This is a genomic window from Streptomyces palmae, from assembly GCF_004684805.1.
GTDB lineage: Bacteria > Actinomycetota > Actinomycetes > Streptomycetales > Streptomycetaceae > Streptomyces > Streptomyces palmae.
Genome location: NZ_SRID01000020.1, coordinates 1 through 27,000, shown reverse-complemented (window position 1 = coordinate 27,000; position 27,000 = coordinate 1). Strand labels below are relative to the sequence as shown.

Sequence of the window (27,000 nt, the reverse complement as noted above, 5' to 3'; positions counted from 1 at the left end):
GATGGACGATGTCACGACATGCCCGCAGCGGAAGACGGCGGGCCGGGCAAGGGGTGCGCGCGGCGCGGTGACGCTGCCGCTTCCCCCGGCCACGGCCCAGGCCGCGCCGACCGGCGCCGCGCTGGGCGACGAACTGACCGACGCGTACTGGGTCACCTGGGACGGAGCCGCGTCCCGCACGAGTCTGCGGCACATGCTGGGCAGACTGCCCGCCATCAGCCGGCGGGTGCTGCGGCTGGCCTGGGACGCCGATCCGCGCGCCACCGCCGGAGTGGTCGTGGCGCAGCTGCTGTCGGCGGTCATGGGCGCGTTCGGGCTCTGGGCGTCGGTGGGGGTGCTGCAGGCGCTGTTCGCGCAGGGCGCCACCGCCGACCGGGTGCGCTCGGCGCTTCCCTCGCTGGTCCTGGTGGCCGGGCTGCTGATGGTGCGCGCCGTGCTGGACGCCGTGGTGGCGCTGGGCCAGGCCCGGCTGGTCCCCCGGGTGCGCCGCACCGCGGAGACGGAGTTCCTGCGGCTGACCGCCCATGTGCGGCTGGAGGCGGTGGACGACGCCCACTGGTCCGACGACTCCTACCGCGCCTTCGACCGCGGCCTGTACTACACCCGGGAGTCGATCGGCCAGCTCATCCAGTTGGCCTCGGCGCTGCTGAGCCTGGTGGGGGCGGCCGGGGTGCTGACGCTGCTCCACCCCCTGCTGCTGCCGCTGCTGCTGGCCTCGGTGCTGCCGCAGGGGCTCGCCGCGGTCCGCTCGGCGCGCGCCCGGTTCCTGTCCCAGGTCCGCCACAGCACCCTGCAACGGCGCATCCGGATGTTCAGCTGGCTGCTGCTGGACCGCAGTTCGGCCGCCGAACTGCGGTCCTGCAGGGCCCAGTCGGCGCTGCTCGGCGAACACGAGCGGATCGCCCGGCTGATCGAGACCGAGGACGGCCGGCTCGGCCGCCAGGAGGCGGCCACCGGGCTGCTGGGGCGGGCCCTGGGCGGGGCGGCCACCGCGCTGACCTACGCCACGCTGATCTGGATGACCATGGGGGGCTGGCTGCCGCTGGCCGCCGGCGGCGGCGCGGTGCTGGCCATCCGTACCGGCCAGAGCACCCTGTCCCGGATCGTGCTGGCCCTGCACTACGTCTATGAGCACGCGCTGTGGGTGGACGACCTGCTGGAGTTCCAGGACCGGTGCCGGGCGCTGCGTCCGCGCCGCACCGGTCGCCCGGCTCCGGAGCGGGTGAAGACCATCAGCGTCGAGGATCTGGTGTACGCCTATCCGGACGCCGGGGCCCCGGCGCTGCGCGGGGTGTCGATGACCCTGCACGCCGGCTCCACGGTGGCCTTCGTGGGTGCCAACGGCTCCGGCAAGTCGACCATGTCCAAGCTGCTGGCCGGGTTGTACGAGGCCGACGCGGGGGCCATCCGCTGGGACGGCGTGGACCTGCGGGAGTTGGACAACGAGACGGTGCACGGCCGGGTGGCGATGGTCCTCCAGGACCCGGTGAAGTGGCCGCTGTCGGCGCTCGCCAACATCACCGTCTCGGCCGGCACCATCACCGCCGCCGACCCCGAGCGGGCCAGGGACGCCGCGGTGGACTCGGGCGCCGACCGGGTGATCGCCGGGCTGCCGCACGGCTGGACGACCCCGCTGTCCAAGCGGTTCCGGGAGGGCAGCGAGCTGTCCGGCGGCAACTGGGCGAAGTTCGCGGTGGCCCGCGGCCTCTACAAGGACGCCTCGCTGCTGATCCTGGACGAGCCCACCGCCAACATGGATCCGCGTGCCGAGCACGCCGTCTACTCCTCGGTGCTGCACGGCCGCCGGAATCCGGAGCGGATCACCGTGCTGATCTCCCACCGGCTGGCGAGCGTGGTGGAGTGCGATCGCATCTACGTCTTCCAGGACGGCCGGGTGGCCGAGTCCGGCACCCATGCCGAGCTGATGGCGCTCGGGGGTGAGTACGCGCAGATGTTCACCCTTCAGGCCGCCGCGTACCGGGCGGCCTGACGGCGGCACCGGGCGCCGTGTGCCACCGCCGCCCCGAAGGGCCGGCCGGCGGCGAGGCGGGACACCGGGCGGCCGCCGGCCTGCGGCGGCGCGGATTCCGGGTTTTGATCGGCCTATGGCCTCCCGTCCGTCCGAGCCCGGGTCCGCACCGGGCCCCGCGCCGTCCGGGCTGCGGCCGATGCTGGCCACGCCCGGCCCGCTGCCCACCGGCGGCGACTGGGCGTACGAGGTCAAGTGGGACGGCGCCCGGGCTCTGGTGCATCTGCCCGGGGACGGCGGGGTGCTGCTCACCAGCCGTACCGGACGGCTGGTGACCGACAGCTATCCGGAGCTGGGCGCGCTCGCCGTCCCCGGGCTGGCGGCGGTGCTGGACGGGGAGATCGTGGCCCTGGACGAGACCGGCCGCCCGGACTTCGGCCGGATGCAGCAGCGGATGGGGCTCACCCGTCCGGCGGCGGTACGGGCCGCCGCCCGCGCCTATCCGGTGACGTTGATGCTCTTCGACGTCCTGCGGCTGGGCGGGCGGGACACCACCGGGCTGCCGTACACGGAGCGCCGGGAGCTGCTGGAGAGGCTGCCGGTGGATGTCCCGCAGGCGGCGGTTCCGCCGTACTGGCCGCCCGGTCTGGGGCGGGTGGCGATGGACTGGACGCTGGACCGCGGTCTCGAAGGGGTGGTCGCCAAGCGCGTCGGCTCCCGCTACGAGCCGGGTCGGCGCTCCCGCGAGTGGATCAAGACCAAGCATGTGCGCACCGTGGAGGTGCGGATCGGCGGCTGGGTACCGCGGGACGAGGGGGAGCGTGCGTTGCGCTCCCTGCTGGTCGGGGTGGCGGGCGCGGTGGGGCTGCGCTATGCCGGGTCGGTGGGGACCGGCTTCTCCGAACGGGAGAGCGCCCTGCTCGCCGAACTGCTGCGCCCGTTGGACACCCCGGCTCCGCCCTTCGAGGACAGCGGCGGCATCGAGGTGGAGCAACCGGTGCGCTGGGTGCGTCCGGTGCTGGTCGGCGAGGTGGAGTTCCTGGAGTGGACCCGCGGCGGCCGGCTGCGCGCTCCGGTCTGGCGCGGGCTGCGCGGGCCGCCGGAGGTGGTGCCGTACTGACAGGTTCGTTCCTCGTGGCCCTGGCGTGTGTCGTGGATCGTCGATCGCGGTGCCGCGGCGGGAGTATGGGGGGTGTGCGTCGGGTGTCGTGGTGGTGTCTGCGGTGCCCCGGCGACGATGAGACCGTCTACCGCAGGGGAGGCTGTTGTGGCACCGGACCGGTTCGGTCTGGCCGAGGTGCTGGCCGCGGCGGAGGACGCGTCACCGGTGGCGTCCTTGGACGTGGTGGCGCGGAATCTGGCCGAGCGGTTCGACGCGCGCTCCGTGTCGTTCCTGTTCGTCGATGTCCTCGGTCGGCAGATGGTGCGGGTCAGCGAGGAGGCCGACTGCCAGGAGGGCCGCCGCGCCGAACAGATCCCCCTGCCCGACAGCGTCTACGAGGAGGTCCTGCGGACCCAGACGCCGGTCAGGGCCCCCAGTGGCGAGCGGGGGCAGCGGGTGGTCGCGCCGGTCACCAACCGCGGCGACACCCTCGGCGTGCTGGAGCTCACCCTCCCCGATCCCACCGATCGGGTACTGGAGCAGGTCGAGGAGGCAGCGCACGCGCTGGCGTACATCATCGTGACCGACCGCCGCTTCACCGACCTCTACCACTGGGGTGGGCGCACCACCCAGCTGAGCCTGGCCGCCGAGATCCAGCGCCAGCTCCTGCCGTCGGCCGCGTGCTGCGAAGCGGCCGAGTTCTCCGTCGCCGGGGCCCTGGTGCCGGCCGACTCCATCGCCGGGGACAGCTACGACTACGCGCTCGACCGCGACACCCTGCATCTGTCGGTCACCGACGCCCAGGGCCATGACGTCGACGCCTCTCTCCTGGCGACCTTGCTGGTCAACGCCTCCCGCGGGGCTCGCCGCGCCGGAGTGGGTCTGGCCGAGCAGGCCCGCCGCACCCACCAGGCCATCCTCCAGCACGGCCGCGGCGCGATGGCCACCGGCCAGTTGCTGCGCATCGCCCTGGACGGCAGCGGCGCCCAGTTGGTCAACGCCGGACACCCCTGGCCGCTGCGGCTGCGCGAGGGCACCGTCAGCGAGGTCCACCTGGGGATCGACATGCCCTTCGGGGTCCCCGCCCCCGGACCGGAGCGCGTCCAGGACCTGGATCTGCGCCCCGGCGACCGCCTGGTCCTCTACACCGATGGCATGCAGGAGCGCCAGGCCGAGACCGTCGACCTGTCCCGCCTCCTGTGCGAGACCGCCGCCGACCACCCCCGCGAGGTGGTGCGCGCCATGACGGACGCGGTCTCCGATGCCTGCCACGGCCATCTGGAGGACGACGCCACGGTGCTGTGCCTGGACTGGTACGGCCCTCAGTCCGAAGGCCGCCGTACGAAGGCGGGGTCCAGCTCCCCTCCCGACACCGCGCCCCCTCGGTGACCGGGGTGGACCGGCACGGCTCGGGCACACCGGCCCCGGCGCACCCGGACGCCGGGAGCCGCCGGCGGACGTCCCGAGGCGGTGCGTACCGGAGCGGCGGGGGCGCGGATAGGGTCACCCGGTTGCCGGCGGCGATCGGGGGTCGGCGAGAGTGGACCCATGAGCAGCAGTGGACGAGAGCAGGAGCCGCGCATGGAGAGCCGTACCGCACTGGTCGAGGATCTGATGGAGCGCTTCCCGCACGTGCCCCGGGAAGCGGTGATCAAGGAGGATCTGCTGCGGGGCGGGATCGCGTTCGACGAGTCCGCGCTCAGCGGCAACGAGGACGGGGACGTCAAGCCGAAGTCGTACTTCATCTTCTCCTTCGACCACCGGACGCTGCCGGAGCTCGGCGCGGCGGCGCTGCGGCGGCCGCCGGAGGAGATCGTGCTCACCGGCGGGCCCTACGGGCTGCGCCGCACGGTGGTCTCGGTGCGGGTCAATCCGGAGTCCCCGTACCGGGTGAAGCCGGGTGAGGACGGGGCGCTGGGGCTGTATCTGGACGGGGCGCGGATCGCCGACGTGGGGCTGCCGCCGATGCCGGAGTACTACCGGCACACGCTCTCCAGCGGCAAGTCGGTGATGGAGGTGGCGCCCACCATCCAGTGGGGTTACCTCATCTATCTGACGGTGTTCCGGGTCTGCCAGTACTTCGGCGCCAAGGAGGAGTGCCAGTACTGCGACATCAACCACAACTGGCGCCAGCACAAGGCCGCCGGGCGCCCCTACACCGGGGTGAAGCCGGTGGAGGAGGTGCTGGAGGCGCTGGAGATCATCGACCGCTACGACACGGCCCGTACCTCCACCGCCTACACGCTCACCGGTGGCGCGATCACCTCGAAGGTGGCGGGCCGCGACGAGGCCGACTTCTACGGCCACTACGCGCAGGCCATCGAGGAGCGCTTCCCGGGCCGGTGGATCGGCAAGGTGGTGGCGCAGGCGCTGCCGAAGGCGGACGTGCAGCGCTTCCACGACTACGGGGTGCGGATCTACCACCCCAACTACGAGGTGTGGGACCGGCGGCTGTTCGAGCTGTACTGCCCGGGCAAGGAGCGCTACGTGGGCCGCGACGAGTGGCACCGGCGCGTTCTGGACTCGGCCGAGGTCTTCGGTCCGCGCAATGTGATCCCGAACTTCGTGGCGGGCGTGGAGATGGCCGAGCCCTTCGGGTTCACCACGGTGCGCGAGGCGATCGACTCCACCACCGAGGGGCTGCGGTTCTTCATGTCCCGCGGGATCACCCCTAGGTTCACCACCTGGTGCCCGGAGCCCACCACCCCGCTGGGCAAGGCGAATCCGCAGGGCGCGCCGCTGGAGTACCACATCCGGCTGCTGGACGCCTACCGGGCGACGCTGGAGGAGTTCGGGCTCAGCTCCCCGCCCGGCTACGGCCCGCCCGGGCCGGGCCGTGCGGTGTTCTCGGTGAGTTCCTTCATGGACAGCCTGCCGGCGCGGGAGGAGGACGCCGAGGGCACCGAGGTCGCGGCCGGCTGAGGCCGACCGTCCCGCGGCCCCGTCCGCTCAGCGGTCCCGTGCGTCCGCGGCGGTCGGGGCCGCGGCGGCGGGCCAGTGCTCCAGCAGCACATGGAGGGCCTCCACCGCGCGCTCCCAGGAGGCCTGGACGTCGCGCGAGTGGTTGAAGCCGCCGCCGGCCTCCAGGCTGACGTAGCCGTGGAAGGTGCTGCGCAGCAGCCGCACCGCGTCGGTGAGGTCCGGCTCCTCCAGGCCGTAGCCGCGCAGCATGGCGTAGGTGGTATCGATCTTGCGCAGCGCCTTGGGCGAGTCGGCCAGGGCCGCCGGGTCGATCCGGATCTGGGTGGCGGCGTACCGGCCCGGGTGGGCGCGGGCGTAGTCCCGGTAGGCGTCGGCGAAGGCGGTCAGCGCGTCCCGGCCGGAGCGTCCCGCCACGGCCGCCGCGACCCGGTCCGCCAGCTCCTCCCCGGCCAGCAGGGCGATCCGGGTCCGCAGGTCCTGGAGGCTCTTGACATGGGAGTAGAGGCTGGCGTCCCGGACTCCGCAGACCCGCGCCACCGCGGACACGGTGACCTTGTCGAACCCGGCCTCGTCCGCCAGGTCCGCCGCCGCCTGTGTCACCCGGGCGGCGGTCAGTCCGGCTCGCGCCATGGGCAGTCTCCCTCACTCCAACTAAAACCATTAATCATTTGCCTAGGGTTCCTAGGCAAACTAGCGTTCCGCTCATGAGGTCACTCACCGAGCGGGACATCCGCACATCCTTCGTCAATTGTTCCAAGGGCGAGGCCGGCCGACTGACGGTCCCCCGGGACCTGGCCGATTCGCCCTGGGATGACCTGGACTTCCTGGGCTGGCGCGAGCCCGGCGCCCCGGACCGCAGCTATCTGGTCGCCGAACGCGAGGACCGGCTGATCGGCGTGGCGCTGCGCTACCCGGGCCGGCAGCGCAGCTACCTCCACCGCAACCTCTGCTCCCTGTGCCTGACCACCCATCCGGGCAACGGCGTCTCGCTGATGACCGCCCGCAAGGCGGGCGCCGCCGGCCGGCAGGGCAACTCGGCGGGCCTGTACATCTGCACCGACCTGGCCTGCTCGCTCTATGTGCGCGGCAAGCGGGTGCCGGAGGCGGCCGGGGCCCGCATGGAGGAGTCGCTCTCGGTGGAGGAGCAGATCGCCCGCACCCGGAGCCATCTCTTCGCCTTCCTGGACAAGCTGTTCGTCTGACCGCCGCGCGCCCGGCCTCATCGGCCCCGGCCCACCAGCCGGTCGGCGCCACGGGCCGCGCGCAGCAGCAGCCCTCCGGTCAGCGCCGCGGCGGCGGCCAGCACCCGGCCGGCGGTCACCGCGTCCACCGTGCCGGCCGGCGCGCCGTGCAGGGCGAACGCCAGCGAGCCGATCGAGATCAGCGGCGCCGCCAGGTACCAGAGCACGAACAGCGCCGGACCCGGGTCACCGGCCGGCGTCGCGATACCGGTGAACAGCAGCTCGGTACGGACCGGGCCGCGGCAGGCACCCACCACGGCCGCCGCCGCCAGCGGCGGCGCGCACAGCGGCATCAGCAGCAGCGCCTGAGGCCGGCCGGCCAGCGCCCAGGGCACCGCGGCCAGCAGCGCCAGCAGGGTGCCGAGGGCTGCCGGCAGCACCGTGTGCCAGCGCATCAGGGTACGCAGCCGCAGCGGCGACCAGGCCGAGCGGCGCAGGTCGTCGGTCTCCAGCCGGGCCGGCTCGGCCAGTGCCGAGACCGCCGCGTAGCCCAGGGCGAGGGCCAGGACCAGCAGGATGACGCCCCCCTGGCCGCCGGCCGAACCCGCACCCCCGGCCGCCGCCGAGGCGCAGGCCGCCCAGACGGCTGCCCTGCCCAGCCGGCCCGGTGTACGCAGCAGGGCCAGCGTGTCCCGCCAGAGGACGACCGTCCGGCGGCCACGCGGTGGGCGCAGCCGCACCTGGCGGCGGACCGTACCGCCCGCGGCCTCGGATATCGCCAGGCCGGCGGTGCGCGGCTCCATGGTCCACAGCCCGGCCCGGACCACGGAGACCGTCGCGGCCCGCCGCCGCAGCTGGGCGTGGGAGAGCCGCGGCACCGCCCGGTGGGCTGCCACCATGGCGGCGGCGGTGGTCAGCAGCAGGGCGGCGATGGCGGCCGGCCAGCCGGCGGCCCGCTCGCCGGTCGCCCGCAGCACGGGCTGCGCCGCCCAGCCCCATGGCCCGGACCACAGTTCCACCCGCTCCAGCACCCCGCTGCGCCGCCCGGTGACCGCCAGCCACCCCTGCACGGCAAGCAGCCCGAGCAGGGCCACGGCCAGGGGTGTCCAGCGGCCCACCCGCTCGGCCCAGCCGGGGCGGCTCTCCACCGCCATCGCCAGCGCCACCGCGAGCAGCGGCAGGCACACCGCGGCCGGCAGTACGGCGAGCGCCGCCTCGCCCGACCCCGCCAGCCGGGTGGCCCGCAGCAGCGCCACCAGGGCGGCGGCCGGCAGCAGCGCGGCGAGCACCGAGAGCCCGGCCGACAGCCACAGCCAGGGGCGCAGCACCGCGGCGCGGCGCACCGGCTGGGCCAGCAGCCAGCCCACCGTGGGCCCGGGGACCACCACCGGCCCGCGCCATCGCGCGTCCCGCGCCGCCAGCAGCCCGGCCGCCAGGGTGAGCAGGGTGAACGCGGCGGGCAGGGCGTGCTGGATGTCCTGGCCCAGTCCGCCGTGGTCGGCGCCGATCCGCACCTGCCGCAGGAAGTGGTAGGTGTAGCCGCCGCCGTACCCGACCGCCATCAGCACCAGGGCGTAGACCAGCACGGCGAGGTCGCGGTTCCGCTGCCGCCGGTGGGCTCGGCGCTTGGCGCGCAGCAGCCGCCGGACCTCGGCGGTGCGGTCGTCCTCGACCGGGTCCCAGCCGTCCGGTTCGGCCGGCAGAGTGCTCTGGCCGGTGTCCGCCGCGGCGGTCACGAACGGTGTCCCAACTGCTCCAGGACCTCGGTCGGGGCGCCCTCGGCGATCACCCGGCCGTCCTCCAGCGCCACCATCCGGTCCGCGACCTCCACGGCCAGTTCGGCCTGGTGGGTGGCGAGCAGCACCGCCACACCGTCCGCCCGCTCGGCGAGCAGCAGTCGAGCGAGCCGCCGGCGGGCGTCCGGGTCCAGCCGCTGCTCGGGTTCGTCGAGGATGAGCAGGTCGCGGGGGCGCACCAGGGCGGCGGCCAGCAGCATCGACTGCATCTGGCCGGAGGAGAGCGAGGCCGGCAGCGCGTGCGCGTGGTCGGCCAGCCGCCGGTCGGCCAGCACCTGGTCGATCCAGTCGTCCGCGTCGGCCACCGCGTGCGCCACGGCGACGAGTTCCAGATGCTCCCGGACGGTCAGGTCCGGGTAGCAGGCCGCCATGTCGCCGACCACCGCGACCCGGGCCCGTACCTCGGGATCGTCCTCGCTGACCGGCCGCCCGTCGAAGAGCGCGGTGCCGCCGGTCGGGGTGTCCCGGCCGGCGGCGATGCGCAGCAGGGTGGACTTGCCCGAGCCGTTGTGCCCGAACAGCACCGTGCATCCGCCGGCCGCCAGGTCCAGATCCAGGGGACGCAGCGCCTGCCGCTCCCCGTAGGTACGGCTCACCCCACGCAGTCGCAGCAGCGCGCCCCCGCCCCGCTCACCCATGCCCATGCCGCTCTCCCCGTCGTCCCGGGCGTTTCCGTCGTAACCGTCGACTGCGTCGACCCCGTGGGCCCGCCGCCTCCGGTGATCTCTCCGTGACCCTAATTCCTCGTGCTCCCGGGCCGCTTGGCCGACCCGGCCGGTGGTCCGGTTCCGGCCGGACCGGGGCCCGGGGGCGTGCGGTCGACATCGGAGGGCGGAGCCCACACCTCGGATACGGTGCGGGCCATGGGTGAACTGATAGTGATCAGGCATGGCCAGACCGAGTGGAGCCTGTCCGGCCGGCACGCCGGCCGCACCGACGTCCCACTGACCGCGGCGGGCGAGGCGGCGGCCAGGGCGCTCGGCCCGAAGCTGGCCCGACGCCGGCTGGTCGCGGTGTTCAGCAGTCCGCTGAGTCGCGCCGTACGGACGGCCGAGCTGGCGGGGTTGACCGGTGCCACGGCCGATCCCGATCTGGTGGAGTGGGACTACGGCGCCTATGAGGGTCTGACCGCCGCGCGGATCCAGGAGCTGAGGCCGGGCTGGGACCTGTGGCGGGACGGCGTCGCGCCCGGGGGTGCCGACCGTCCCGGCGAGCTGCTCTCCCAGGTGGCCGCGCGCACGGACGCGGTGCTGGGCCGGATCCGTCCGCTGCTGGCCGACGGCGACGTGGCCGTCGTCGCGCACGGCCACCTCGCGCGCATCCTGGCCGTGCGCTGGCTCGGCCTTGAGGCGTCGGCCGCCCGACTGCTCGGCCACCCGCATCCCGGCACCCTCGGTTTCCTGGCCACCGAGGACGGCCAGCCGTGCCTCTCCGGCTGGAACGTGCCCTAGCGGCAGCCCCGCCGGCACCCCTCGGCCGTGGGAGGACAGTCCGCCGCGGGCCGGGAGCGGAGGGTCAACGCCGCGGCCGAGGAGTCGCCGCGCCCGCGCCGCCTCCGCCTTCCGGCAGGCGCCGCGGGCCGTCTGGGCTTCCGAACCAGCCCGCCGCGCCCCGCGCCGGCGCCTCCTACCGGCGAGGGCCGCGGGACGTCTCGGCGTCCGAACAGCCCGCCGCACCCCACGCCGACGCCACCCACCGCCAGGCGCCGCGGGCCGCCTCAGGTTCCGAACCAGCCCGCCACATCCACCCGCAGCGCCGTCGCGGGTGCCATCCTGCGCAGATCCGCCTCGAGTTCGGCCAGTCTGCGTTCTCCCAGCGCCTGGGCCCACTGGGCGCGCAGCTGGTCGAAGACGGCGGCCGACCGGACCAGCGCCTCCACGCCGCGCGGGGTCAGCCGGATCACCTTGCGCCGCGCGTCCCTGATGTCGCCGGCCCGCTCCACATAGCCGAGGGCCTCCAGGCGGTCCGCCGTCTTGCCCGCCGCCTGCTTGGAGACGCCCAGCCGGCGGCCGAGTTCGCTGGCGGTGGTGCCGTCCGGCCCGATGGCCTGCATGGCGAAGCCGAAGGCGGGACGGAGGTCCGGGTGGCCCTCGCGGGCCAGTTCCGCGTGGAGTTGGTCGATGAGCGAGCGGAAGCCGGCGAAGAGCAGCAACGGCAGCTCGAAGCCATGGCCGGCCCGCTCGGCACCCTGCGGCGGGGAGTCACCCATTGCGCACCTCGACAACCTGGTTTACTTTTTGGTCAACCACGTTGTCCATCTTACGGGCCGCGGCCCCAGCCGTGCGCGCCGCGCCGCGCCGTACCCTCACACCGGAGTTCCACCATGACCTGGCAGCCCTTCACCCAGCACACCCTCGACACCGCTCCCCCCGCCGCGCGCGGCACCCTGGAGGCCACCGAGCGGCGCATGGGATACCTCCCGGCCGCGGTGGGCCTGTTGGCCGAGTCCCCGCAACTCCTGGACGGCTTCCTGCGACTGAGCGCCCTGTTCGAGACCACCTCGCTCGACCCGCTGGCGCGCGAGGTGGTCGTCATGACGATGGCCACCCGCAACGCCTGCCACCTCTGCGTCGCCATGCACACCAAGAAGCTCACCGCGCTCGCCGCGGCACCGGAGCTGGTCGAGGCGCTGCGCGCCGGGCAGCCCCTGCCGGACGCACGCCTGGAGGCGGTGCGGCAGTTCACCCTGCGGGCCCTGGCGACCGCGGGCGCGGTACCGCAGGAGGAGCTGCGCGCCTTCCTGGACCACGGCCACACCCCGAGGCAGGCACTCGAAGTGGTGCTGGGCATCGGCACCTACACCCTGTCCACCCTGGCCAACCGGCTGACCGGGGCACCGCTGGACGAGCCGCTGGCGCCCTACGCCTGGGAGCCTCAGCCGTAGGCAGGGCACCGGCAGGCAGCCCCCGCGAACGCCCCTCACCCGGCAAGGGTGCGGGGCGTTCGCGATTCCGGCACCGGCACCGAGGAGGCCCACCGAAGGGCCGGACCACCCGCCGCCTCGATTCACCTGACGTGACGCCAGGAAGCGATGGGCGCAATTCCGTTGCCCGGAGTCACACGATCAGAATCTGCAATCTTTGAGCAAAAAATGATCAAGTTATCGCATTTTCTGATCGTCATTGTCATGCTCTCAACGACATTCGGTCTCTCCCCCACTCTGAGGAGCCAGTGTGATATCGACCCCTGCACATCGGCGCCGGATAGCCGCCGCGACCCTCGCCGCCGCCTCGGCCCTGGTCGCCGCCGGACTCCAGGTCAGCACCCCCGCCGCCGCCCAGCCCGGTCGTGCGAGCGTGATCGCGCAGGCCAAGGCCAACGTGACCCGGCACGCCGACACCTTCGGCTTCGGCGCCGGCCAGGCCCTGAAGGTCAAGGACGTCATCATCGACGCGGACGGCACCCAGCACGTCCGCTTCGACCGCACCTACCGCGGACTGCCCGTCATCGGCGGCGACCTGGTGGTGCACCAGAGCTCCGACGGCAGGTACCAGGGGCTCAGCCGGGCCAGAGCCCACGAGGTGGCGGTGAAGATCATCACTCCCGCGGTCTCGCCGCAGCGCACCGCGGCCACCGCGCTGAAGAGCGCGGAGGGCGTGCGGCACGCCAAGTCCTCCCCGAAGCTGGTCGTCTGGGCCGCCGACGGCACCCCGCGGCTCGCCTGGCAGACCACCGTGCAGGGCACCGGCGCGCACGGCGAGCCGGCCGGCCAGGTGGTGGTCACCGACGCGGCCGACGGCAAGACGATCGAGTCCTACGACTCCGAGCGCCAGGCGAGCGGCACCGGCCACTCCGAGTACACCGGCGATGTGCCGATCGACACCACCCAGCAGACGGACGGCGGTTACGCCCTCAAGGACCCGCTGCGCGGCACCATCACCAAGGACGCGCACAACGTGTCCAGCAGCTCGCTCAACGCCTCCTCGGGCACCTTGTTCACCGACGCGGACAACATCTGGGGCGACGGGAAGAAGTTCTCCACCGACCGCGCCACCGCGGCCGTCGACGCCCACGCCAACACCGCCTGGACGTACGACTACTACAAGAACACCTTCGGCCGCAGCGGCATCAAGAACGACGGCAAGGGCGCCACCGTCTTCGTGCACGTGGGCACCAACTGGGACAACGCCCAGTGGTCGGACTCCTGCTTCTGCATGATGACCGGCGACGGCGACGGGGTCACCGACCCCGAGCAGGTCGACCTGGACACCATGGGCCACGAGATGACCCACGGCGTCACCAGCGCCACCGCCAACCTGCGCTACAGCGGCGAGTCCGGCGGCCTCAACGAGGCCACCAGCGACATCTTCGGCACCATGGTCGAGTGGTACGCGAACAACCCCGTCGACACCCCCGACTACCTGTTCAGCGACCAGTCCACCCCGCCGTGGCTGCGGCGCTTCGACAAGCCCTCGCTGGACGGCCGGTCGGCCGACTACTGGTCGCGCAAGGTGGGCCAGCTCGACGTGCACAACTCCTCGGGCGTGGCCAACCACTGGTTCTACCTGGCCAGTGAGGGCAGCGGCACCAAGACCGTCAACGGTGTCCAGTACAACAGCCCGACCTACGACAACTCCACGGTCACCGGCATCGGCAACCAGAAGGTCGCCAAGATCTGGTACCGCGCGCTGACCGTCTACATGACCTCCACCACGGACTTCAAGGGCGCCCGGGCCGCGTCGCTGAAGGCCGCGGCCGACCTGTACGGCAGCACCAGCGCCGAGTACGCCACGGTGGCGGCGGCCTGGAAGGCGGTCAACGTCATCTGATCCCGGCACCGGGAACCTCCTGCCGCGCCCGGCGCCCGCGCCGGGCGCGGCACCCCCGTGTCCTCGAGGCTCCCCGGGCTCCCCGGGGAGGGCGGGACCGCGAGGGACCGGGCCGGGATACGCTGGCTGGAGATGAGACGCAGAACACCGGTTCCCCCAGCTCCACTGCCACAACGGGACGGCATCGACCCGGTCCGGCTGCGGCTGCCCGCCGAGGGCCCCTGGCCGACCGTCCGGGACCACCTGGTCCAGCGGCTGCCGGTGGCCGCCGGGCTGATCGACGCGCTCTTCCAGGAGGGCGGGATCGTCGGGACGGACGGGCCGATCGCCCCGGACGCGCCCTTCGCCCCCGGGACGTACCTGTGGTTCTACCGGCCGCTGGAGCCGGAGCTGCCGGTCCCCTTCGAGCTGGAGATCCTCTACCGCGACGAGTCCCTGGTCGTGGTGGACAAGCCGCACTTCCTGGCCACCACCCCGCGCGGCAGCCATGTGGCCGAGACCGCGCTGGTCCGGCTGCGCCGCCAGCTCGGGCTGCCCGCGCTCAGCCCGGCGCACCGGCTGGACCGGCTGACCGCGGGCGTGGTGATGTTCGTGGCCAGGCCCGAGCACCGCAGCGCGTACCAGTCGCTCTTCCAGGACCGGCGGGTGCGCAAGGAGTACGAGGCCGTCGCCCCCCACCGGCCGGGGCTGGCCCTGCCGTGCTCGGTGCGCAGCCGCATCGTCAAGGAGCGCGGGGTGATCGCGGCGCGCGAGGTGCCCGGCGCGCCCAACAGCGAGAGCCGGATCGAGCTGGTGGAGCACCGGGCCGGCCTGGGCCGCTACCGGCTGCTGCCGCTCACCGGGCGGACCCACCAGCTGCGGCTGCACATGTCCGGCCTGGGGGTGCCGATCCTGGGCGACCCGGTGTATCCGCGGGTCACCGACCCGGCCCCGGGGGATTTCGGGCGGCCCCTGCAGTTGCTGGCCAAGGTGTTGGAGTTCACCGATCCGGTGACCGGCGCGGAGCACCGCTTCACCAGCCGCCGCACGCTCCGCGCATGGACCTGCCACGCGGACTGGGCGGCCCCGTACCGTCCGGCGGCCTCCCCGGTCGGCGCGGCGGACCGGGCTGACCGGGACCGACCGGGCCGGTAGCCGAGGCGCGGCCGCCCGCTCGCCCCCGGGGATCGGACGGCCAGCCGTGCGAGATCTCCCCGGCTGAGGAATGCCCGCGGGGGTGCCTGGGGACAAGCGACGCATGACCACGTCCACGCTCGGGCTGCCGGCCGCGATCACCACCTGCCTGTTCGACCTCGACGGTGTGCTGACGCAGACCGCGGTGGTGCACGCCGCCGCCTGGCGGGAGACCTTCGACGCCTTTCTGCGCCGGCGGGACGGACCCGGCTTCCTGCCGTTCGACCCGGTGCACGACTACGACGAGTACGTGGACGGCCGGCCGCGCGCCGACGGGGTCCGCACCTTCCTGGCCTCCCGCGGCATCGAACTGCCCGAGGGCCTGCCCGACGACCCGCCGGACCGGGACACCGTGTGGGGGGTCGGCAATCGCAAGAACGCCCTGCTGCTGGAGAAGATCCGCCGGGAGGGGGTGGCGGCGTACCCGGGCTCGGTGCGCTACCTGCGGGCGGTGCGGGAGGCCGGGCTGCGCACCGCGGTGGTGTCCTCCAGCGCCAACTGCCGGGACGTGGTCGCCTCGGCCGGCCTGACGGACTGGCTGGAGGTACGGGTGGACGGGGTCGTCGCCGCCGAACTGGGGCTGCCGGGCAAGCCGCGCCCGGACACCTTCCTGGAGGCGGCCCGCCGGCTGGAGGCGGCACCGTCCCAGGCGGCCGTCTTCGAGGACGCGCTGGCCGGGATGGACGCCGGGCGGGCCGGCCACTTCGGATACGTGGTCGGCGTGGACCGGGTCGGCCAGGCCGACCAGCTGCGGCTCCACGGCGCGGACATCGTCGTCGAGGATCTCGCCGAGCTGCTGGAGGAGCGGGCATGATCAGCCATGACGCCTACCCCGTCGAACCCTGGTGCCTGCGCGAGACCGAGCTGCACCTGGACGTGCTGCCGCAGAGCGAGTCGCTGTTCGCGCTCTCCAACGGCCATGTCGGCTGGCGCGGCAACCTCGACGAGGGCGAGCCGCACGGCCTGCCCGGCTCCTACCTCAACGGAGTGTACGAGCTGCGCCCGATGCCGTACGCGGAGGCGGGCTACGGCAATCCCGAGTCCGGGCAGACCGTGATCGACGTCAGCAACGGCAAGCTGATCCGGCTGCTGGTGGACGACGAACCCTTCGATCTGCGCTACGGCCGGCTGCTCCACCACGAGCGGGTGCTCGACCTGCGGGCCGGGGTGCTGCGCCGCAGCTGCGAGTGGACCTCCCCGGCCGGCCGCACCGTCCGGGTGCGCTCGACCCGGCTGGTCTCCTTCACCCAGCGCGCGGTGGCCGGCATCGCCTACGAGGTGGAACCGGTGGACGCCCAGGTGCGGCTGGTGGTGCAGTCCGAGCTGGTCGCCAACGAGCAGCTGCCGAGTGCGGGCGGCGATCCGCGGGTGGCCGCGGCCCTGGAGTCGCCGCTGGAGCCGGAGGAGCACGCGGTGGAGGGCACCCGGCTGCGGCTGGTGCACCGCACCCGGCGCAGCGGGCTGCGGATCGCCACCGCCGCCGAGCACCTGGTGCGGGCCCCCGGACCGGTGAGCACCTCCGCGGAGAGCGGGGACGACCTGGGCCGGCTGACCGTGACCACGGTGTTGGAGAAGGGGCAGACGCTGCGCCTGGAGAAGCTGGTCGCCTACGGCTGGTCCGCCACCCGTTCGCTGCCCGCGGTGCGGGACCAGGTGGACGCGGCGCTGGCCGGCGCCCGCAGCACCGGGTGGCAGGGGCTGCTGGACCAGCAGCGCGCCTATCTGGACGACTTCTGGAGCCGTGCGGACGTCGAGGTGGAGGGGGACGCCGAGATCCAGCAGGCGGTCCGCTTCGGACTGTTCCACGTGCTCCAGGCCGGGGCCCGAAGCGAGGAGCGGGCGATCCCGGCGAAGGGGCTCACCGGCTCCGGTTATGACGGGCACTCGTTCTGGGACACCGAGATGTTCGTCCTGCCGGTGCTGACGTACACCGCGCCGCAATCGGTGGCCGAGGCGCTGCGCTGGCGGCACGCCACACTGCCGGCCGCCCGGGAGCGGGCCCGGCAGCTGGGGCACCAGGGTGCCGCGTTCCCCTGGCGGACCATCGACGGCGCCGAGTGCTCCGGATACTGGCCGGCCGGCGCCGCCGCCTTCCATGTGAACGCCGCCATCGCCCATGCGGTGGTGCGCTACGTGGAGACCACCGGCGACACCGACTTCGCCCGGGACACCGGAGTGGAGCTGCTGGTGGAGATCGCCCGGCTGTGGCGCTCGCTGGGCCACCACGACCACCACGGCCGGTTCCACATCGACGGGGTGACCGGTCCGGACGAGTACAGCGCGCTGGCGGACGACAACGCGTACACCAATCTGATGGCGCAGGCGAATCTGCGGGAGGCGGCGGATCTCGCGGAGCGGTTTCCGCGGCAGGCCGCGGCGCTGGGGGTGGACGACGAGGAGGCGGCGGCCTGGCGGGACGCGGCCGAGGCGATGACCGTCCACGTCAACTCGGCGCTGGGGGTGCACGAGCAGTCCCGGGGCTTCACCAGCCACCAGGTCTGGGACTTCGCCGGCACCCGCCCGGACCAGTACCCCCTGATGCTCAACTTCCCCTACTTCGACCTGTACCGCCGGCAGGTGATCAAGCAGGCGGACCTGGTGCTGGCCATGGTCCTGCGCGGCGACGCATTCTCCCCGGAGCAGAAGGCCCGCAACTTCGCCTACTACGAGGCGCTGACGGTCCGGGACTCCTCGCTCTCCGCCTGCTGCCAGGCCATGGTCGCCGCCGAGGTCGGGCATCTGCGGCTGGCCTACGACTACGTCGGCGAGGCGGCGCTGATGGACCTCCAGGACCTGGAGAAGAACACCCGCGACGGCCTGCACATCGCCTCGCTGGCCGGCACCTGGCTGGCCCTGGTCACGGGGCTCGGCGGGATGCGGCAGCAGCAGGGCGTGCTGCACTTCGCGCCCAGGCTGCCGGAGAAGCTGGCCCGGCTGGCGTTCAGGGTGCAGATGACGGGCCGCCGGCTGCGGGTGGAGATCTCCGGCTCGGTCGTGGAGTACGCGCTGCTGGAGGGCCCGCCGCTGGAGATCCGCCACTACGGGCGGGCGCTGACCCTCTCCGCCCGGAGCCCGCAGCGGCTGCCGGTGCCTCCGCCGCCGGCCCTGCCGGAGCCCCAGCAGCCGCCGGGCCGCCGGCCGGAGCGCCGCTGAACCGGGCGCCGGCCGGGGCCGGTCGCGGTCTCAGGCCAGGCAGGTCAGCGGTCGGCCGCCGTTGTAGCTGATCATGTCGTCCATGGCGGCCAGGAAGTCGATCGGCGCGCCCGGGCCCGCCCCCCGCAGCTCGGCGTAGGCGCGGTGCAGGTTGCCGACCAGCCGCTCGCTGTCGGCGAGTTCGGCGTACGGTCCCAGGTCGGTCTCCCGGGCGGTCTCCAGCGGGGTCAGCCCGGCCTCCAGTCCGCGGCGCGCGGTCCGCTGGACGAAGCGCAGGTAGCCGAGCACCTGGTCGACGAGTTCCGGCCCGCCGACCGGGCCGTGCCCGGGGACGATGGTGGTCGCGCCCAGCGGTGCGACGACCTCCTCCAGCACGGTGACGGCCCCGGCGATCGAGCCCTGCATCAGGAAGGGCGTGCCGCCGTTGAACAGCAGGTCGCCGCAGAAGAGCACGCCCTGTTCCGGGATCCACACGATGGAGTCGTTGGTGGTGTGGGCGGCCGTCCCCACGTGCCGGACCTCGCAGCGCAGGTCGTCCACCCACAGGGTGACGCCCTCGGTGTAGGTGAGGAAGGGCGGCTCCAGCTCGAAGTCGCCCCACTCGACCTCGGTCCAGTACGGGGCCGAGCGCGGCGGACCCCAGGCGCGGATCCCGTCCCGCACCCCCTCGTGGCCGACGATGGTGGCGCCGCGGAAGAGGTGGTTGCCGAAGGTGTGGTCGCCGTGGTGGTGGGTGTTGACCAGGGTGCGCACCGGCTGCGGGGTGGTGGTCTTGATGGCCTCCAGATAGGCGCGGGTGCGCCGCTCGGTGGAGCAGGCGTCCACACTGATCACGCCGCGTCTGCCGACCAGGAATCCGGTGTTGTTGACCCACCAGGTGCCGTCGGGCTGCACATAGGCGAAGACGCCGTCGCCGACCTCCTCGACGCGCGGTGGTGCGGTGGGTGTGCCGAAGTCCCGGACGTTGCTGCTCATGGCGACCGACTTCCTGGCGGCGGTGGGCTGGTGGCGGCCGGTCGCCGCCGAACACCCCCCGCCGCCGCCGACCATGATCGCGGATCGTCCGGGCGAGGGCCATCCCCTCGCCAGGGCCGCCGGGTCAGCCGCCGGAGCACTCGCGCCCCTCGCGCAGGAAGCGGCGCAGCCGTTGCAGCGGCCAGGCGTTGATCACATCGTCCTCGGTGAGCCAGGCGCGCTGGGCGGTGCCCACTCCGTAGCGCATGTGGGCCAGGTCCGGTACGGAGTGGGCATCGGTGTCCACGGCGAACTTCACCCCGTGCCGCTTGGCGCGCAGGATCTCCTCGTCGCCCAGGTCGAGGCGCTCCGGGTGCCCGTTGACCTCCAGCGCGGTGCCGGTCCGGGCGCAGGCCGCGTACACGGCGTCGAAGTCGGCGTCGATGCCCGGCCGTTTGCCGATGCGCCGAGTGGTGGGGTGGCCGATGACCGCCACGTACGGGTTCTCGCAGGCGCGGATGAGCCGCCGGGTGAGCTGGTCGCGGCTCTGGGTGAAGTGGGAGTGGACGGAGGCCACGCAGACGTCGAATCCGGCCAGGAACTCGGCCGGCCAGTCCACCTCCCCCTCGGGCCCGATGTTGAGCTCGGTACCGTGCAGCAGCCGCATTCCGCGGTGCTTGCGGTCGAGTTCCCGCACCCGCTCGCGCTGCGCCAGCATCTTCTCGTCGGTCATGCGCTGCATCACCAGGTCCGGTGCGTGGTCGGTGACCGCGTAGTACGCGTATCCGCGCTGGGCCGCGGCGGCGACCATCTCCTCCAGCGGGGCGAGGCCGTCGGTGAGGTCGGTGTGGGTGTGCAGGTCACCGCGGATGTCGCGCTCGGTGAGGAGTTCGGGGAGCTCGTCCCGGAGCCCGGCGGCGATCTCGCCGCGGTCCTCGCGCAGCGTCGGCGGGATCCAGGGCAGGCCGAGCCGGGCGTAGATGTCCTCCTCCCGCCGGGAGGTGACCTTCCTGCCGCTCTTGGCGTGGAACAGTCCGTACTCGGAGAGCTTCAGCCGGTGCCGTACCGCCATCTCGCGGACGCGGATGTTGTGCGCCTTGGAGCCGGTGAAGTACTGGAGCCCGGCTCCCCAGGAGTCCGGGGGCAGCACCCGCAGGTCGACCTGGAGGCCCTTGGTGGTGCGGATGGAGGTCTTCTTGGCCCCGTGCGCGATCACCTCGGCGGTGTACGGCAGCTCCCTGAAGGCGTCCATGAAGGGGGTCGAGTGCTCGGCGGCGACCAGGATGTCGATGTCGCCGATGGTCTCCCGCATCCGGCGCAGCGAGCCGGCATAGGTGCAGGCCACGCAGCCGTCGAGGGTGGAGAGGTCGGCGACGACCTGGTCGGCGACGTCCATGGCGGCACTGAGCAGGATCCGTCCGCCCGCCTTCTGCATCAGCTCGATGCCGTGCAGGATCTTCTCCTCGGTCTTCTGCCCGAAGCCGCGCAGATCGCGCAGCCGCTCCTGGTGGATCGCCTCCAGCAGCCCGTCGACCGAGGAGACCTCCAGCTCCTGGTAGAGGGCGAGGGCCTTCTTGGGCCCCAGGGCGGGGATGGCCATCAGCTCCCGCACGCCGGCCGGGATCGAGGCCCGTACCTCCTCGATCAGCGCGATCTGCCCGGTCTCCAGGTACTCGCGTATTTTGTCGGCGATGGACCGGCCCACATTGGGGATCTCCTGGAGCCCCTTGGCGTCGAGGGTGGCCACGTCCACAGGGTGGCCGCCGATCGCCCGGGCGGCCTTCTCGTAGGCGCGCGCCTTGAAGGCGTCACCGCCGGTGATCGCGATCAGGTCGGCGTACTCCTGGAGGAGCGCGGCGATGTCCTCGTTGGACCGGGTCATGCTCCCCTGGTTACCCGCGGCGGCGGAACCACACCTGTCGGGGTGCTGCGGGTGCGGGCGGCGGGCCGGTGCCCCACGATGCAGGGACGGGCCGGATGGGTTCCGGACCGGGAACGGGGTCACCGTGTGCTCCGGCCGCCCGCGCGGGCGGGTCCGGGGTCCGGCAGTGGCGGGAGGCGCGGCGTGGTGGAGTACGAGGCGTTCGAGCTGGTCTTCGCGAAGGCGGACCGGCCCGAGGAGCCGGCGGAGGATGTGCTGATCGTCCACCGTTCGGACCGCAAGGGGCCGGGCGGGCACCCGGTGTACTCGGACGAGACGGGCATCGTGCAGGCGGAGATCACCGACCGCGGCGAGGTGCGGATGCTGGCCAGCGGCGGCCACCAGACACACGCGGCACCCCTGCGGGTACGGCCGGTGGGCGGGCCGGGACCGGTGCCGGGCTGAGGGGCCGGCGCATCGCCGAGACCACCCGCAGCCACGCCTGGCCCACCCGGCCCGGGGCGCCCGCGGCCGACCGGGCCACGGGAAGCGATGGGGAGCGGGGATGTCGGTGCCGGTGGTTATGGTGCGGGCTGCACAAGGTTGCCGTCTTGGAATGGAAGGCTTGAACCCATGGCTCCCGTCAACGTCGAGCACGAGTGCGTGATCGATGTCATGTTCACCGGGCCGCAGCGGCCCAGCTTCGGTGACGTCTTCCGTCTCTGCGGCGATGACCACCCGAACTTCCCGTCCGCGGACCCCCGTTGGGGATCGCTGGACCATTTGCGATTCGAGCAGGTCGACGACTACTTCGCGATCCTTGACGAAGGCACGGACGAGCCCGTCATCTGGCTGTATCCCCTGGCGCAGGGATCCGTCGTGCACCACCATCCGGGACCCTTCGACGGCCTGCGACTGCACTACGGCCCTGAACTGGACAGCAGCTCGGGCCTGCTGGCCCACTTCGTCGACGTCGTCGAATGCCTTGCGAACCTCTTGCCTGCGCAAGCTCTGTGGGGACGGCGACGGGAACCGCTGGGGCCGCCCATCGCGACCGACGCCCTCGCGGCCCGCGTCCGACGGTTCGTCGACACCGGCGAATGACGGCATCAGGTGAAGGTGGCGGCAGCGGGTCCGTCACGTACCGGCCTGACAGCCCGTGATGACGGAGGCGCGGTCGGTGGCGCGCACTACCATGGGCGTGGATGAGCAGGTGTCATCCCTGCGTTGGCGAGGAGGGGTAGTTGGTGAGCAGTCTCAACAAGGGGCCCGAGAAGCTCGTGGTGTCTCTTCAGTGGGATCCGAGCCCTGCCGGTCGGCCCCACCACGACCTGGACATCGTGGCGGCCACCTACACGGCCTCCGCTCCCCAGGGGCCGCCCGTGTACCTGGTGCACTTCGGAAGCCGGTCCCCTGACGGCACCATCACCCTCAACCGGGACAGCAAGACCGGCCAGGGCTTCGGCGCCGACGAGGTGATGACCCTGGAGCTGTACCGGATGTCCACCGAGTACACCCGGGTGGTCATCGGGGTGGCCATCCAGCAGGGCGAGGGCCGGCTCACCTTCGGTGAGGTCGCCGACCCGGCCGTCCGCGTCAAGGACGGCTATGTGGAGCTCTGCCACGAGGACTTCTCCGGGGTGCCGGAGGCCACCGCGGCCACCGTCGGTGAACTGAGCCGTGACTCCTCCGGAGAGTGGCGGTTCCGCAAGGTGCTGCGCGGCTTCGACGCCGACCCGACCGCGTTCGCCCAGATGATGGGGAACACCGGCGGCTGACCGCGGGGATGGCGCGGGCCGGGGCCGCGGGCGCGGGCCGCGCCCAGCCGCCTGCTCCGACCGCGCCGCCCGCCGTGTCCGGCAGCCGGAAAACGGTTTGCCGGAAGGCCCGGGCACTGCTGGAGTGTGCCGGTGACGAATGAGACGGTACTGGCGGACTTCGACCGCCAGATGAGGCGGCAGGTGGCGGCGGACGGGCCCGAGAGCCGTGTCGAGCGGCTGGCGGACATCGTCCGCCAGGTGGGCCCCGAGCACGCCTGGAACGGCGTGCTGTGGTCGGACCTGGACGAGGCCGGCGCGGACGAGGCCATCGCGGCCCAGGTGCGGTACTTCACCGCCCTGGGCCGCGAGTTCGAGTGGAAGCTCTATGCCCACGACCGGCCCGCGGATCTGGCCGAGCGGCTCCAGGCCGCCGGGTTCGACGCCGAGCCACCGGAGACCCTGATGGTCGGCCGGATCGCGGAGCTGCCCACCGACGCCGCGCTCCCCCAGGGCGTGGAGCTGCTGGAGGTGACCGACGCCGCCGGTGTGGAGCTGGTCCGCCGCGCCCACGAGCAGGCCTTCGGCGACGATGGCTCGTGGATCTGCCGGCGGCTGCTGGACCAGCTCGCGCAGGAGCCGGACCGGGTCTTCGCCTATGTCGCGATGGCCGGGGAGCAGCCGGTGTGCGCGGCGCGGCTGGAACTGCAGCCCGGCACGGACTTCGCGAGCCTGTGGGGCGGTGGCACCGCGCCCGAGTGGCGCGGCCGGGGCATCTACCGCGCCCTGGTCGCCCACCGGGCCCGGATCGCGGCGGCACACGGCTACCGCTACCTCCAGGTCGACGCCTCCGACGACAGCCGGCCCATCCTGGCCCGGCTGGGCTTCCAGGCGCTGACCACCACCACGCCGTACCTCTACCGACCGCCGCGACCGTAGGGCGGGACGGGTCCCCCGGGAGGCCGGGGCTCAGGGACGGTAGACCGTTCCCGGCTCCGGCACTCCGGGGGCCAGCAGCTGCGGCACGGTGACGAAGGTGTAGCCCCGCTTCTTCAGGGCGTCGATGATGCCCGGTACGGCGGGCACGGTGCCGTCGTAGATGTCGTGCAGCAGGATGATGCCGTCCCTGTCGACCTGCTCCAGCACCCGCTTCTTGATGAGGTCGGAGTCGGTGGTGGAGTAGTCCTTGGCGGTGACGCTCCACAGCACCTGGGACAGGCCCAGTTCCTTGCTGACCTTCGTGACCTCGTCGTCGGTGCGCCCCTGCGGCGGGCGCATCAGTATCGGCTTGCGGCCGGTTATCTTCGCTATGGCGTCCTGGGTGCGGGACAGTTCCTCGCGTATCTCGGACTCGTTCTTGTCCGTCAGGATCTGGTGGCTCCAGGTGTGGTTCGCCACCTCGTGGCCCTCGTCGGCGATCCTGCGCACCAGGTCCGGGTGCTTCACCACGTGGTTCTTGCCGAGCAGGAAGAAGGTGGCGTGCACCTTCTTCTCCTTCAGGATGTCCAGCAGGTGCGGAGTGTCCTTGGCGGGGCCGGCGTCGAAGGTCAGCGCCACGCACTTGGCCTTGCGGCAGTCCACCGGCCCGAACTTCCCCTTGGGGCCGTCCTTCTGGGCGCGGGCGGACTCCGGCGAGGTGGTGTTCAGCGTGGTGCAGCCACTCACTGTCAGAACCAGCGACACGGCTGCCACCGCGGCGGCAACCCTCCCCCGGATCGCCGACTTCTTCCTCGGCATGGCGCAACTCCTCTAGTCCTCAGGCACGAACATGCGCGGCGCGACCCGTACCGGAGACCGCGGCGGACGGACACCGCGCCCCGCGGGTCAGGCGGTGGTCAGGCACGGGCTCGACACGGATCGGGGCGACCGGGCGCATACGTCCCGGGCGCGGCGGCTCGGGACGGCGCGCTCACCGGGAGAACACTATGCGAGGTGTATACACGGGGTGCATACCGGGGTGGGGCCATCGGCCGGGACCGGCCCCGGGCTCGGCTAGCCTGAAGGCACGATGAACCGTTTGACGACGTCATGGGGCGCTTTCCAGCTCAGCCGCTTCCCCGAGGACCCCCGCGACCGCCTGCGCGCCTGGGACGCGGCTGACGAATACCTGCTGCGGCACCTGGCCGGCATCGACGACGCCGCGCCGACGGACGTGTCGGGCGCCGTGACCGTCCTGGGCGACCGCTGGGGCGCGCTGGCCACCTCCCTCGCGGCAGCGCGTTCGGCACAGGCGCCGCCCCTGGTCCAGATCGGCGACTCCTACCTGGGGCGGCGGGCGACCTCGGCCAACCTCGAGCGGAACGGGATCGACGCCGACCGAGTGCTGTCGCACTCGGTGCTGGACGCCCCGCCGGAGCGGATCGACGTCCTGCTGGTGCGGGTACCCAAGAGCCTGGCGCTGCTGGAGGACCAGCTGCACCGGCTGGCTCCGGCCGTGCACGCGGGAACGGTGGTGGTGGGCACCGGCATGGTCACCGAGATCCACACCTCCACACTGCGGCTCTTCGAGCGGATCCTCGGGCCGACCCGCACCTCGCTGGCGGTGCGCAAGGCGCGGCTGATCTTCTGCACCCCGGACCCCGACCTGCCCCGGCAGCCCGGTCCCTGGCCGATGCGCTACGCGCTGCCGGCCGACACCGGCGCGGTCTCCGGCCGCACGGTGACCAACCACGCGGGCATCTTCTGCGCCGATCGCCTGGACATCGGCACCCGGTTCTTCCTGCGCCATCTGCCGGCCCCTCGGGGCCCGGTCCGGATCGTGGACCTGGGCTGCGGCAACGGCGTGGTGGGGATGGCCGCCGCGCTCGCCGCCCCGGAGGCGGAGCTGACCTTCATCGACGAGTCCTACGCCGCGGTGGCCTCGGCCGAGGCCACCTTCCGCGCCAATCTGGGGCCGGACCGCGCGGCCCGGTTCCTGGTGGGGGACGGGATGTCGGAGATCACCGCGGGCTCGGTCGACGTGGTGCTCAACAACCCGCCCTTCCACTCCCACCAGGCGACCACCGCGGCGACGGCCCTGCGGATGTTCACCGGCTCCCGGAAGGCCCTGCGCCCCGGGGGCGAGCTGTGGGTCATCGGCAACCGCCATCTGGGCTACCACGTGAAGCTGCGCCGGCTGTTCGGCAACTGCGAGGTGGTCGCCAGCGACCCGAAGTTCGTGATCCTGCGCGCCGTCAAGCGCTGACGGCGGCCCCGGCCAGGGCATCGGGCACCGCCTTCCGGGGCCGTGCCGCGGCAGGCCGCCGGCCGGGGCACCGCACACCGTTTTGACACCTGGCCGTCGCGTGCGACCGTGGATCCCATGGGCCGGGCCACCGGACCGGTCCAAGGATCCCGGCCCGAGGGAGGCCAGCATGGCCGCCGCCGACAGACCGCGCACCCCGCCCGAGTGCGGCCATCTGGACCAGGCGCGCCCGGTGGACCCGACCAGCCCCGACAGCTGCCCGGCCTGCCTGGCGGCCGGCGACAGCTGGGTCCATCTGCGGGTGTGCCAGACCTGCGGCCATGTGGGGTGCTGCGACTCCTCCAAGAACCGGCACGCCACCGCTCATTTCCGCACCTCGGGGCACCCCCTCATCCGCTCGTTCGAGCCCGGCGAGGGCTGGTGGTGGTGCTACCAGGACGAACTGCTCTTCGAGATCGAGGGCACTCCGCCCGCCAGGGCCACCTGACCAGCCGCCCCCGAGCACCGCGGGAAAGCAGGGGGGAACCACCCACCAGTGCGATGAAATGCGCATTACACCCTTGCGGTGAATACCGAAATCCAAAACGCCGCCGCGACGGACGGCCGCAGCCCCTCCACAGGACGCCCGAACATGCCGCGACGTGACCCGAATGCTTCGATGACCAGCGCTTTCTCCCAGGGGAGTGGGAATTCCCAGAACTGTCGCGCGATTTTCCGAGGGAATCCGCGGCTCTCGCGGGTCGCTTCCCTTTGTTTGCGGGGGCACTGATCACGCGGCTATTTTGCGATGCCGCTCAAGTCCCCATACCAAGGACAGAATTCATATGATGCAGGGAACCATCAAGGCCCTCGGTGTCCTCACCATCGGCGCCACCGCGGTCGTCGCCGGTTCGGGCTCCGCCTTCGCGCTCGGAGCCAATGTCGACGGTGAAGGCGTGGTCGGCCCCGTCACCAACACCCTCCAGAACGCCACCCCCGACAGGGGCTCGGTGCAGAACTCCGTCCAGGGGCTGCCGACCGGGCAGTCGCTGCCGAACGCCCAGGGCGTGCTGGGCGGCGGAGGCCGGGGCCTGCTCGGCGGGGTCCCGGTCACCGCCCTGATGCCGGACACGTCCCTCGTCCACCTCTCGTCTCCCGGCCTGCTCCAGTAGGACCACCGCCGGATCCTCCACCCCCAGC

At 72.9% G+C, this 27,000-nt stretch carries 25 protein-coding genes; 18 read left to right on the top strand and 7 right to left on the bottom strand.

The window, feature by feature from the left end; translation table 11 throughout:
• The first annotated feature begins 1 nt into the window (after window position 1).
• The 4 genes from E4099_RS04135 (at window position 2) to E4099_RS04120 (ending at window position 5,993) form a co-directional block, all read left to right on the top strand.
• On the top strand, window positions 2-1,990 hold the full coding sequence (locus E4099_RS04135) for an ABC transporter ATP-binding protein (RefSeq protein WP_135337536.1): 1,989 nt from the start codon (window positions 2-4) through the stop codon (window positions 1,988-1,990).
• A gap of 115 nt (window positions 1,991-2,105) precedes the next feature.
• Window positions 2,106-3,089, top strand: coding sequence for a non-homologous end-joining DNA ligase (ligD, locus tag E4099_RS04130; protein ID WP_245244583.1), 984 nt, complete (start codon window positions 2,106-2,108; stop codon window positions 3,087-3,089).
• 147 nt (window positions 3,090-3,236) lie between these two features.
• The gene (locus E4099_RS04125; RefSeq protein ID WP_209446517.1) at window positions 3,237-4,460 is read left to right on the top strand and encodes a PP2C family protein-serine/threonine phosphatase; all 1,224 of its coding nucleotides are present in this window, start codon (window positions 3,237-3,239) and stop codon (window positions 4,458-4,460) included.
• Window positions 4,461-4,652: 192 nt separating this feature from the next.
• Window positions 4,653-5,993: a radical SAM protein gene (locus tag E4099_RS04120; RefSeq protein WP_135337552.1), complete on the top strand. Its 1,341-nt coding sequence runs from the start codon at window positions 4,653-4,655 to the stop codon at window positions 5,991-5,993.
• Between the two features lie 27 nt (window positions 5,994-6,020).
• On the opposite strand, the gene E4099_RS04115 is transcribed toward E4099_RS04120, so the two are convergent.
• Window positions 6,021-6,623: a TetR/AcrR family transcriptional regulator gene (locus tag E4099_RS04115; protein ID WP_135337534.1), complete on the bottom strand. Its 603-nt coding sequence runs from the start codon at window positions 6,621-6,623 to the stop codon at window positions 6,021-6,023.
• Between the two features lie 74 nt (window positions 6,624-6,697).
• On the opposite strand from E4099_RS04115, the gene E4099_RS04110 reads away from it, so the two are divergent.
• A complete protein-coding gene (locus E4099_RS04110) occupies window positions 6,698-7,195 on the top strand; it encodes an FBP domain-containing protein (protein ID WP_135337533.1) in 498 nt (165 codons plus the stop codon).
• A gap of 17 nt (window positions 7,196-7,212) precedes the next feature.
• On the opposite strand, the gene E4099_RS04105 is transcribed toward E4099_RS04110, so the two are convergent.
• Entirely contained in the window at window positions 7,213-8,910 is a 1,698-nt protein-coding gene (locus tag E4099_RS04105) for a hypothetical protein (RefSeq protein WP_135337532.1), read from the bottom strand.
• Window positions 8,907-9,614 (bottom strand): ATP-binding cassette domain-containing protein, encoded by a 708-nt coding sequence (locus tag E4099_RS04100; protein ID WP_245244582.1) that lies wholly within the window; start codon window positions 9,612-9,614, stop codon window positions 8,907-8,909. The genes E4099_RS04105 and E4099_RS04100 overlap by 4 nt, the downstream gene beginning before the upstream one ends.
• Window positions 9,615-9,833: 219 nt before the next feature.
• On the opposite strand from E4099_RS04100, the gene E4099_RS04095 reads away from it, so the two are divergent.
• The gene (locus E4099_RS04095) at window positions 9,834-10,421 is read left to right on the top strand and encodes a histidine phosphatase family protein (RefSeq protein WP_135337531.1); all 588 of its coding nucleotides are present in this window, start codon (window positions 9,834-9,836) and stop codon (window positions 10,419-10,421) included.
• A 266-nt stretch (window positions 10,422-10,687) separates the two neighbouring features.
• Here E4099_RS04095 and E4099_RS04090 read toward each other — a convergent pair whose 3' ends face one another.
• Window positions 10,688-11,179: a MarR family winged helix-turn-helix transcriptional regulator gene (locus E4099_RS04090; RefSeq protein ID WP_135337530.1), complete on the bottom strand. Its 492-nt coding sequence runs from the start codon at window positions 11,177-11,179 to the stop codon at window positions 10,688-10,690.
• A 114-nt stretch (window positions 11,180-11,293) separates the two neighbouring features.
• Here E4099_RS04090 and E4099_RS04085 point away from each other — a divergent pair, with 114 nt between their 5' ends.
• From E4099_RS04085 to E4099_RS04065, 5 genes are all read left to right on the top strand, one after another.
• The gene (locus E4099_RS04085; protein ID WP_135337529.1) at window positions 11,294-11,854 is read left to right on the top strand and encodes a carboxymuconolactone decarboxylase family protein; all 561 of its coding nucleotides are present in this window, start codon (window positions 11,294-11,296) and stop codon (window positions 11,852-11,854) included.
• A 289-nt stretch (window positions 11,855-12,143) separates the two neighbouring features.
• Window positions 12,144-13,739 carry a M4 family metallopeptidase gene (locus E4099_RS04080; RefSeq protein WP_167828286.1) on the top strand — a complete coding sequence of 532 codons (1,596 nt, stop codon included), beginning with the start codon at window positions 12,144-12,146 and terminating at the stop codon, window positions 13,737-13,739.
• 132 nt (window positions 13,740-13,871) lie between these two features.
• Complete coding sequence (locus E4099_RS04075) at window positions 13,872-14,873, top strand: pseudouridine synthase (protein WP_135337528.1); 1,002 nt, start codon at window positions 13,872-13,874, stop codon at window positions 14,871-14,873.
• Window positions 14,874-14,976: 103 nt separating this feature from the next.
• On the top strand, window positions 14,977-15,726 hold the full coding sequence (locus E4099_RS04070; protein WP_135337527.1) for an HAD family hydrolase: 750 nt from the start codon (window positions 14,977-14,979) through the stop codon (window positions 15,724-15,726).
• A complete protein-coding gene (locus E4099_RS04065; protein ID WP_135337526.1) occupies window positions 15,723-18,065 on the top strand; it encodes a glycoside hydrolase family 65 protein in 2,343 nt (780 codons plus the stop codon). Before E4099_RS04070 ends, E4099_RS04065 begins: the two co-directional genes overlap by 4 nt.
• A 30-nt stretch (window positions 18,066-18,095) precedes the next feature.
• Here the strand turns inward: E4099_RS04065 and E4099_RS04060 are convergent, their stop codons facing one another.
• Window positions 18,096-19,040, bottom strand: coding sequence for an MBL fold metallo-hydrolase (locus E4099_RS04060; protein WP_135337525.1), 945 nt, complete (start codon window positions 19,038-19,040; stop codon window positions 18,096-18,098).
• Between the two features lie 124 nt (window positions 19,041-19,164).
• Window positions 19,165-20,901, bottom strand: a complete 1,737-nt coding sequence (gene polX / locus E4099_RS04055; RefSeq protein ID WP_135337524.1) for a DNA polymerase/3'-5' exonuclease PolX — start codon at window positions 20,899-20,901, stop codon at window positions 19,165-19,167.
• A 183-nt stretch (window positions 20,902-21,084) separates the two neighbouring features.
• Between polX and E4099_RS04050 the strand changes: the two genes are divergently transcribed.
• The 4 genes from E4099_RS04050 to E4099_RS04035 all read left to right on the top strand — a co-directional run bounded on the left by E4099_RS04050 (window position 21,085) and on the right by E4099_RS04035 (window position 23,576).
• Complete coding sequence (locus E4099_RS04050; protein WP_386390111.1) at window positions 21,085-21,345, top strand: DUF6296 family protein; 261 nt, start codon at window positions 21,085-21,087, stop codon at window positions 21,343-21,345.
• A gap of 168 nt (window positions 21,346-21,513) precedes the next feature.
• Window positions 21,514-21,984 (top strand): hypothetical protein, encoded by a 471-nt coding sequence (locus tag E4099_RS04045; protein ID WP_135337523.1) that lies wholly within the window; start codon window positions 21,514-21,516, stop codon window positions 21,982-21,984.
• A gap of 143 nt (window positions 21,985-22,127) precedes the next feature.
• Window positions 22,128-22,658: a TerD family protein gene (locus tag E4099_RS04040; protein ID WP_135337522.1), complete on the top strand. Its 531-nt coding sequence runs from the start codon at window positions 22,128-22,130 to the stop codon at window positions 22,656-22,658.
• A 132-nt stretch (window positions 22,659-22,790) separates the two neighbouring features.
• Window positions 22,791-23,576, top strand: a complete 786-nt coding sequence (locus E4099_RS04035; RefSeq protein ID WP_135337521.1) for a GNAT family N-acetyltransferase — start codon at window positions 22,791-22,793, stop codon at window positions 23,574-23,576.
• A gap of 30 nt (window positions 23,577-23,606) precedes the next feature.
• On the opposite strand, the gene E4099_RS04030 is transcribed toward E4099_RS04035, so the two are convergent.
• Entirely contained in the window at window positions 23,607-24,374 is a 768-nt protein-coding gene (locus E4099_RS04030) for a polysaccharide deacetylase family protein (RefSeq protein ID WP_135337520.1), read from the bottom strand.
• Window positions 24,375-24,645: 271 nt separating this feature from the next.
• Between E4099_RS04030 and E4099_RS04025 the strand changes: the two genes are divergently transcribed.
• From E4099_RS04025 to E4099_RS04015, 3 genes are all read left to right on the top strand, one after another.
• Complete coding sequence (locus tag E4099_RS04025) at window positions 24,646-25,821, top strand: methyltransferase (RefSeq protein ID WP_135337519.1); 1,176 nt, start codon at window positions 24,646-24,648, stop codon at window positions 25,819-25,821.
• 169 nt (window positions 25,822-25,990) lie between these two features.
• Window positions 25,991-26,308, top strand: coding sequence for a UBP-type zinc finger domain-containing protein (locus E4099_RS04020; RefSeq protein ID WP_135337518.1), 318 nt, complete (start codon window positions 25,991-25,993; stop codon window positions 26,306-26,308).
• A 337-nt stretch (window positions 26,309-26,645) separates the two neighbouring features.
• The gene (locus tag E4099_RS04015) at window positions 26,646-26,972 is read left to right on the top strand and encodes a hypothetical protein (protein WP_135337517.1); all 327 of its coding nucleotides are present in this window, start codon (window positions 26,646-26,648) and stop codon (window positions 26,970-26,972) included.
• Window positions 26,973-27,000 lie beyond the last annotated feature (28 nt).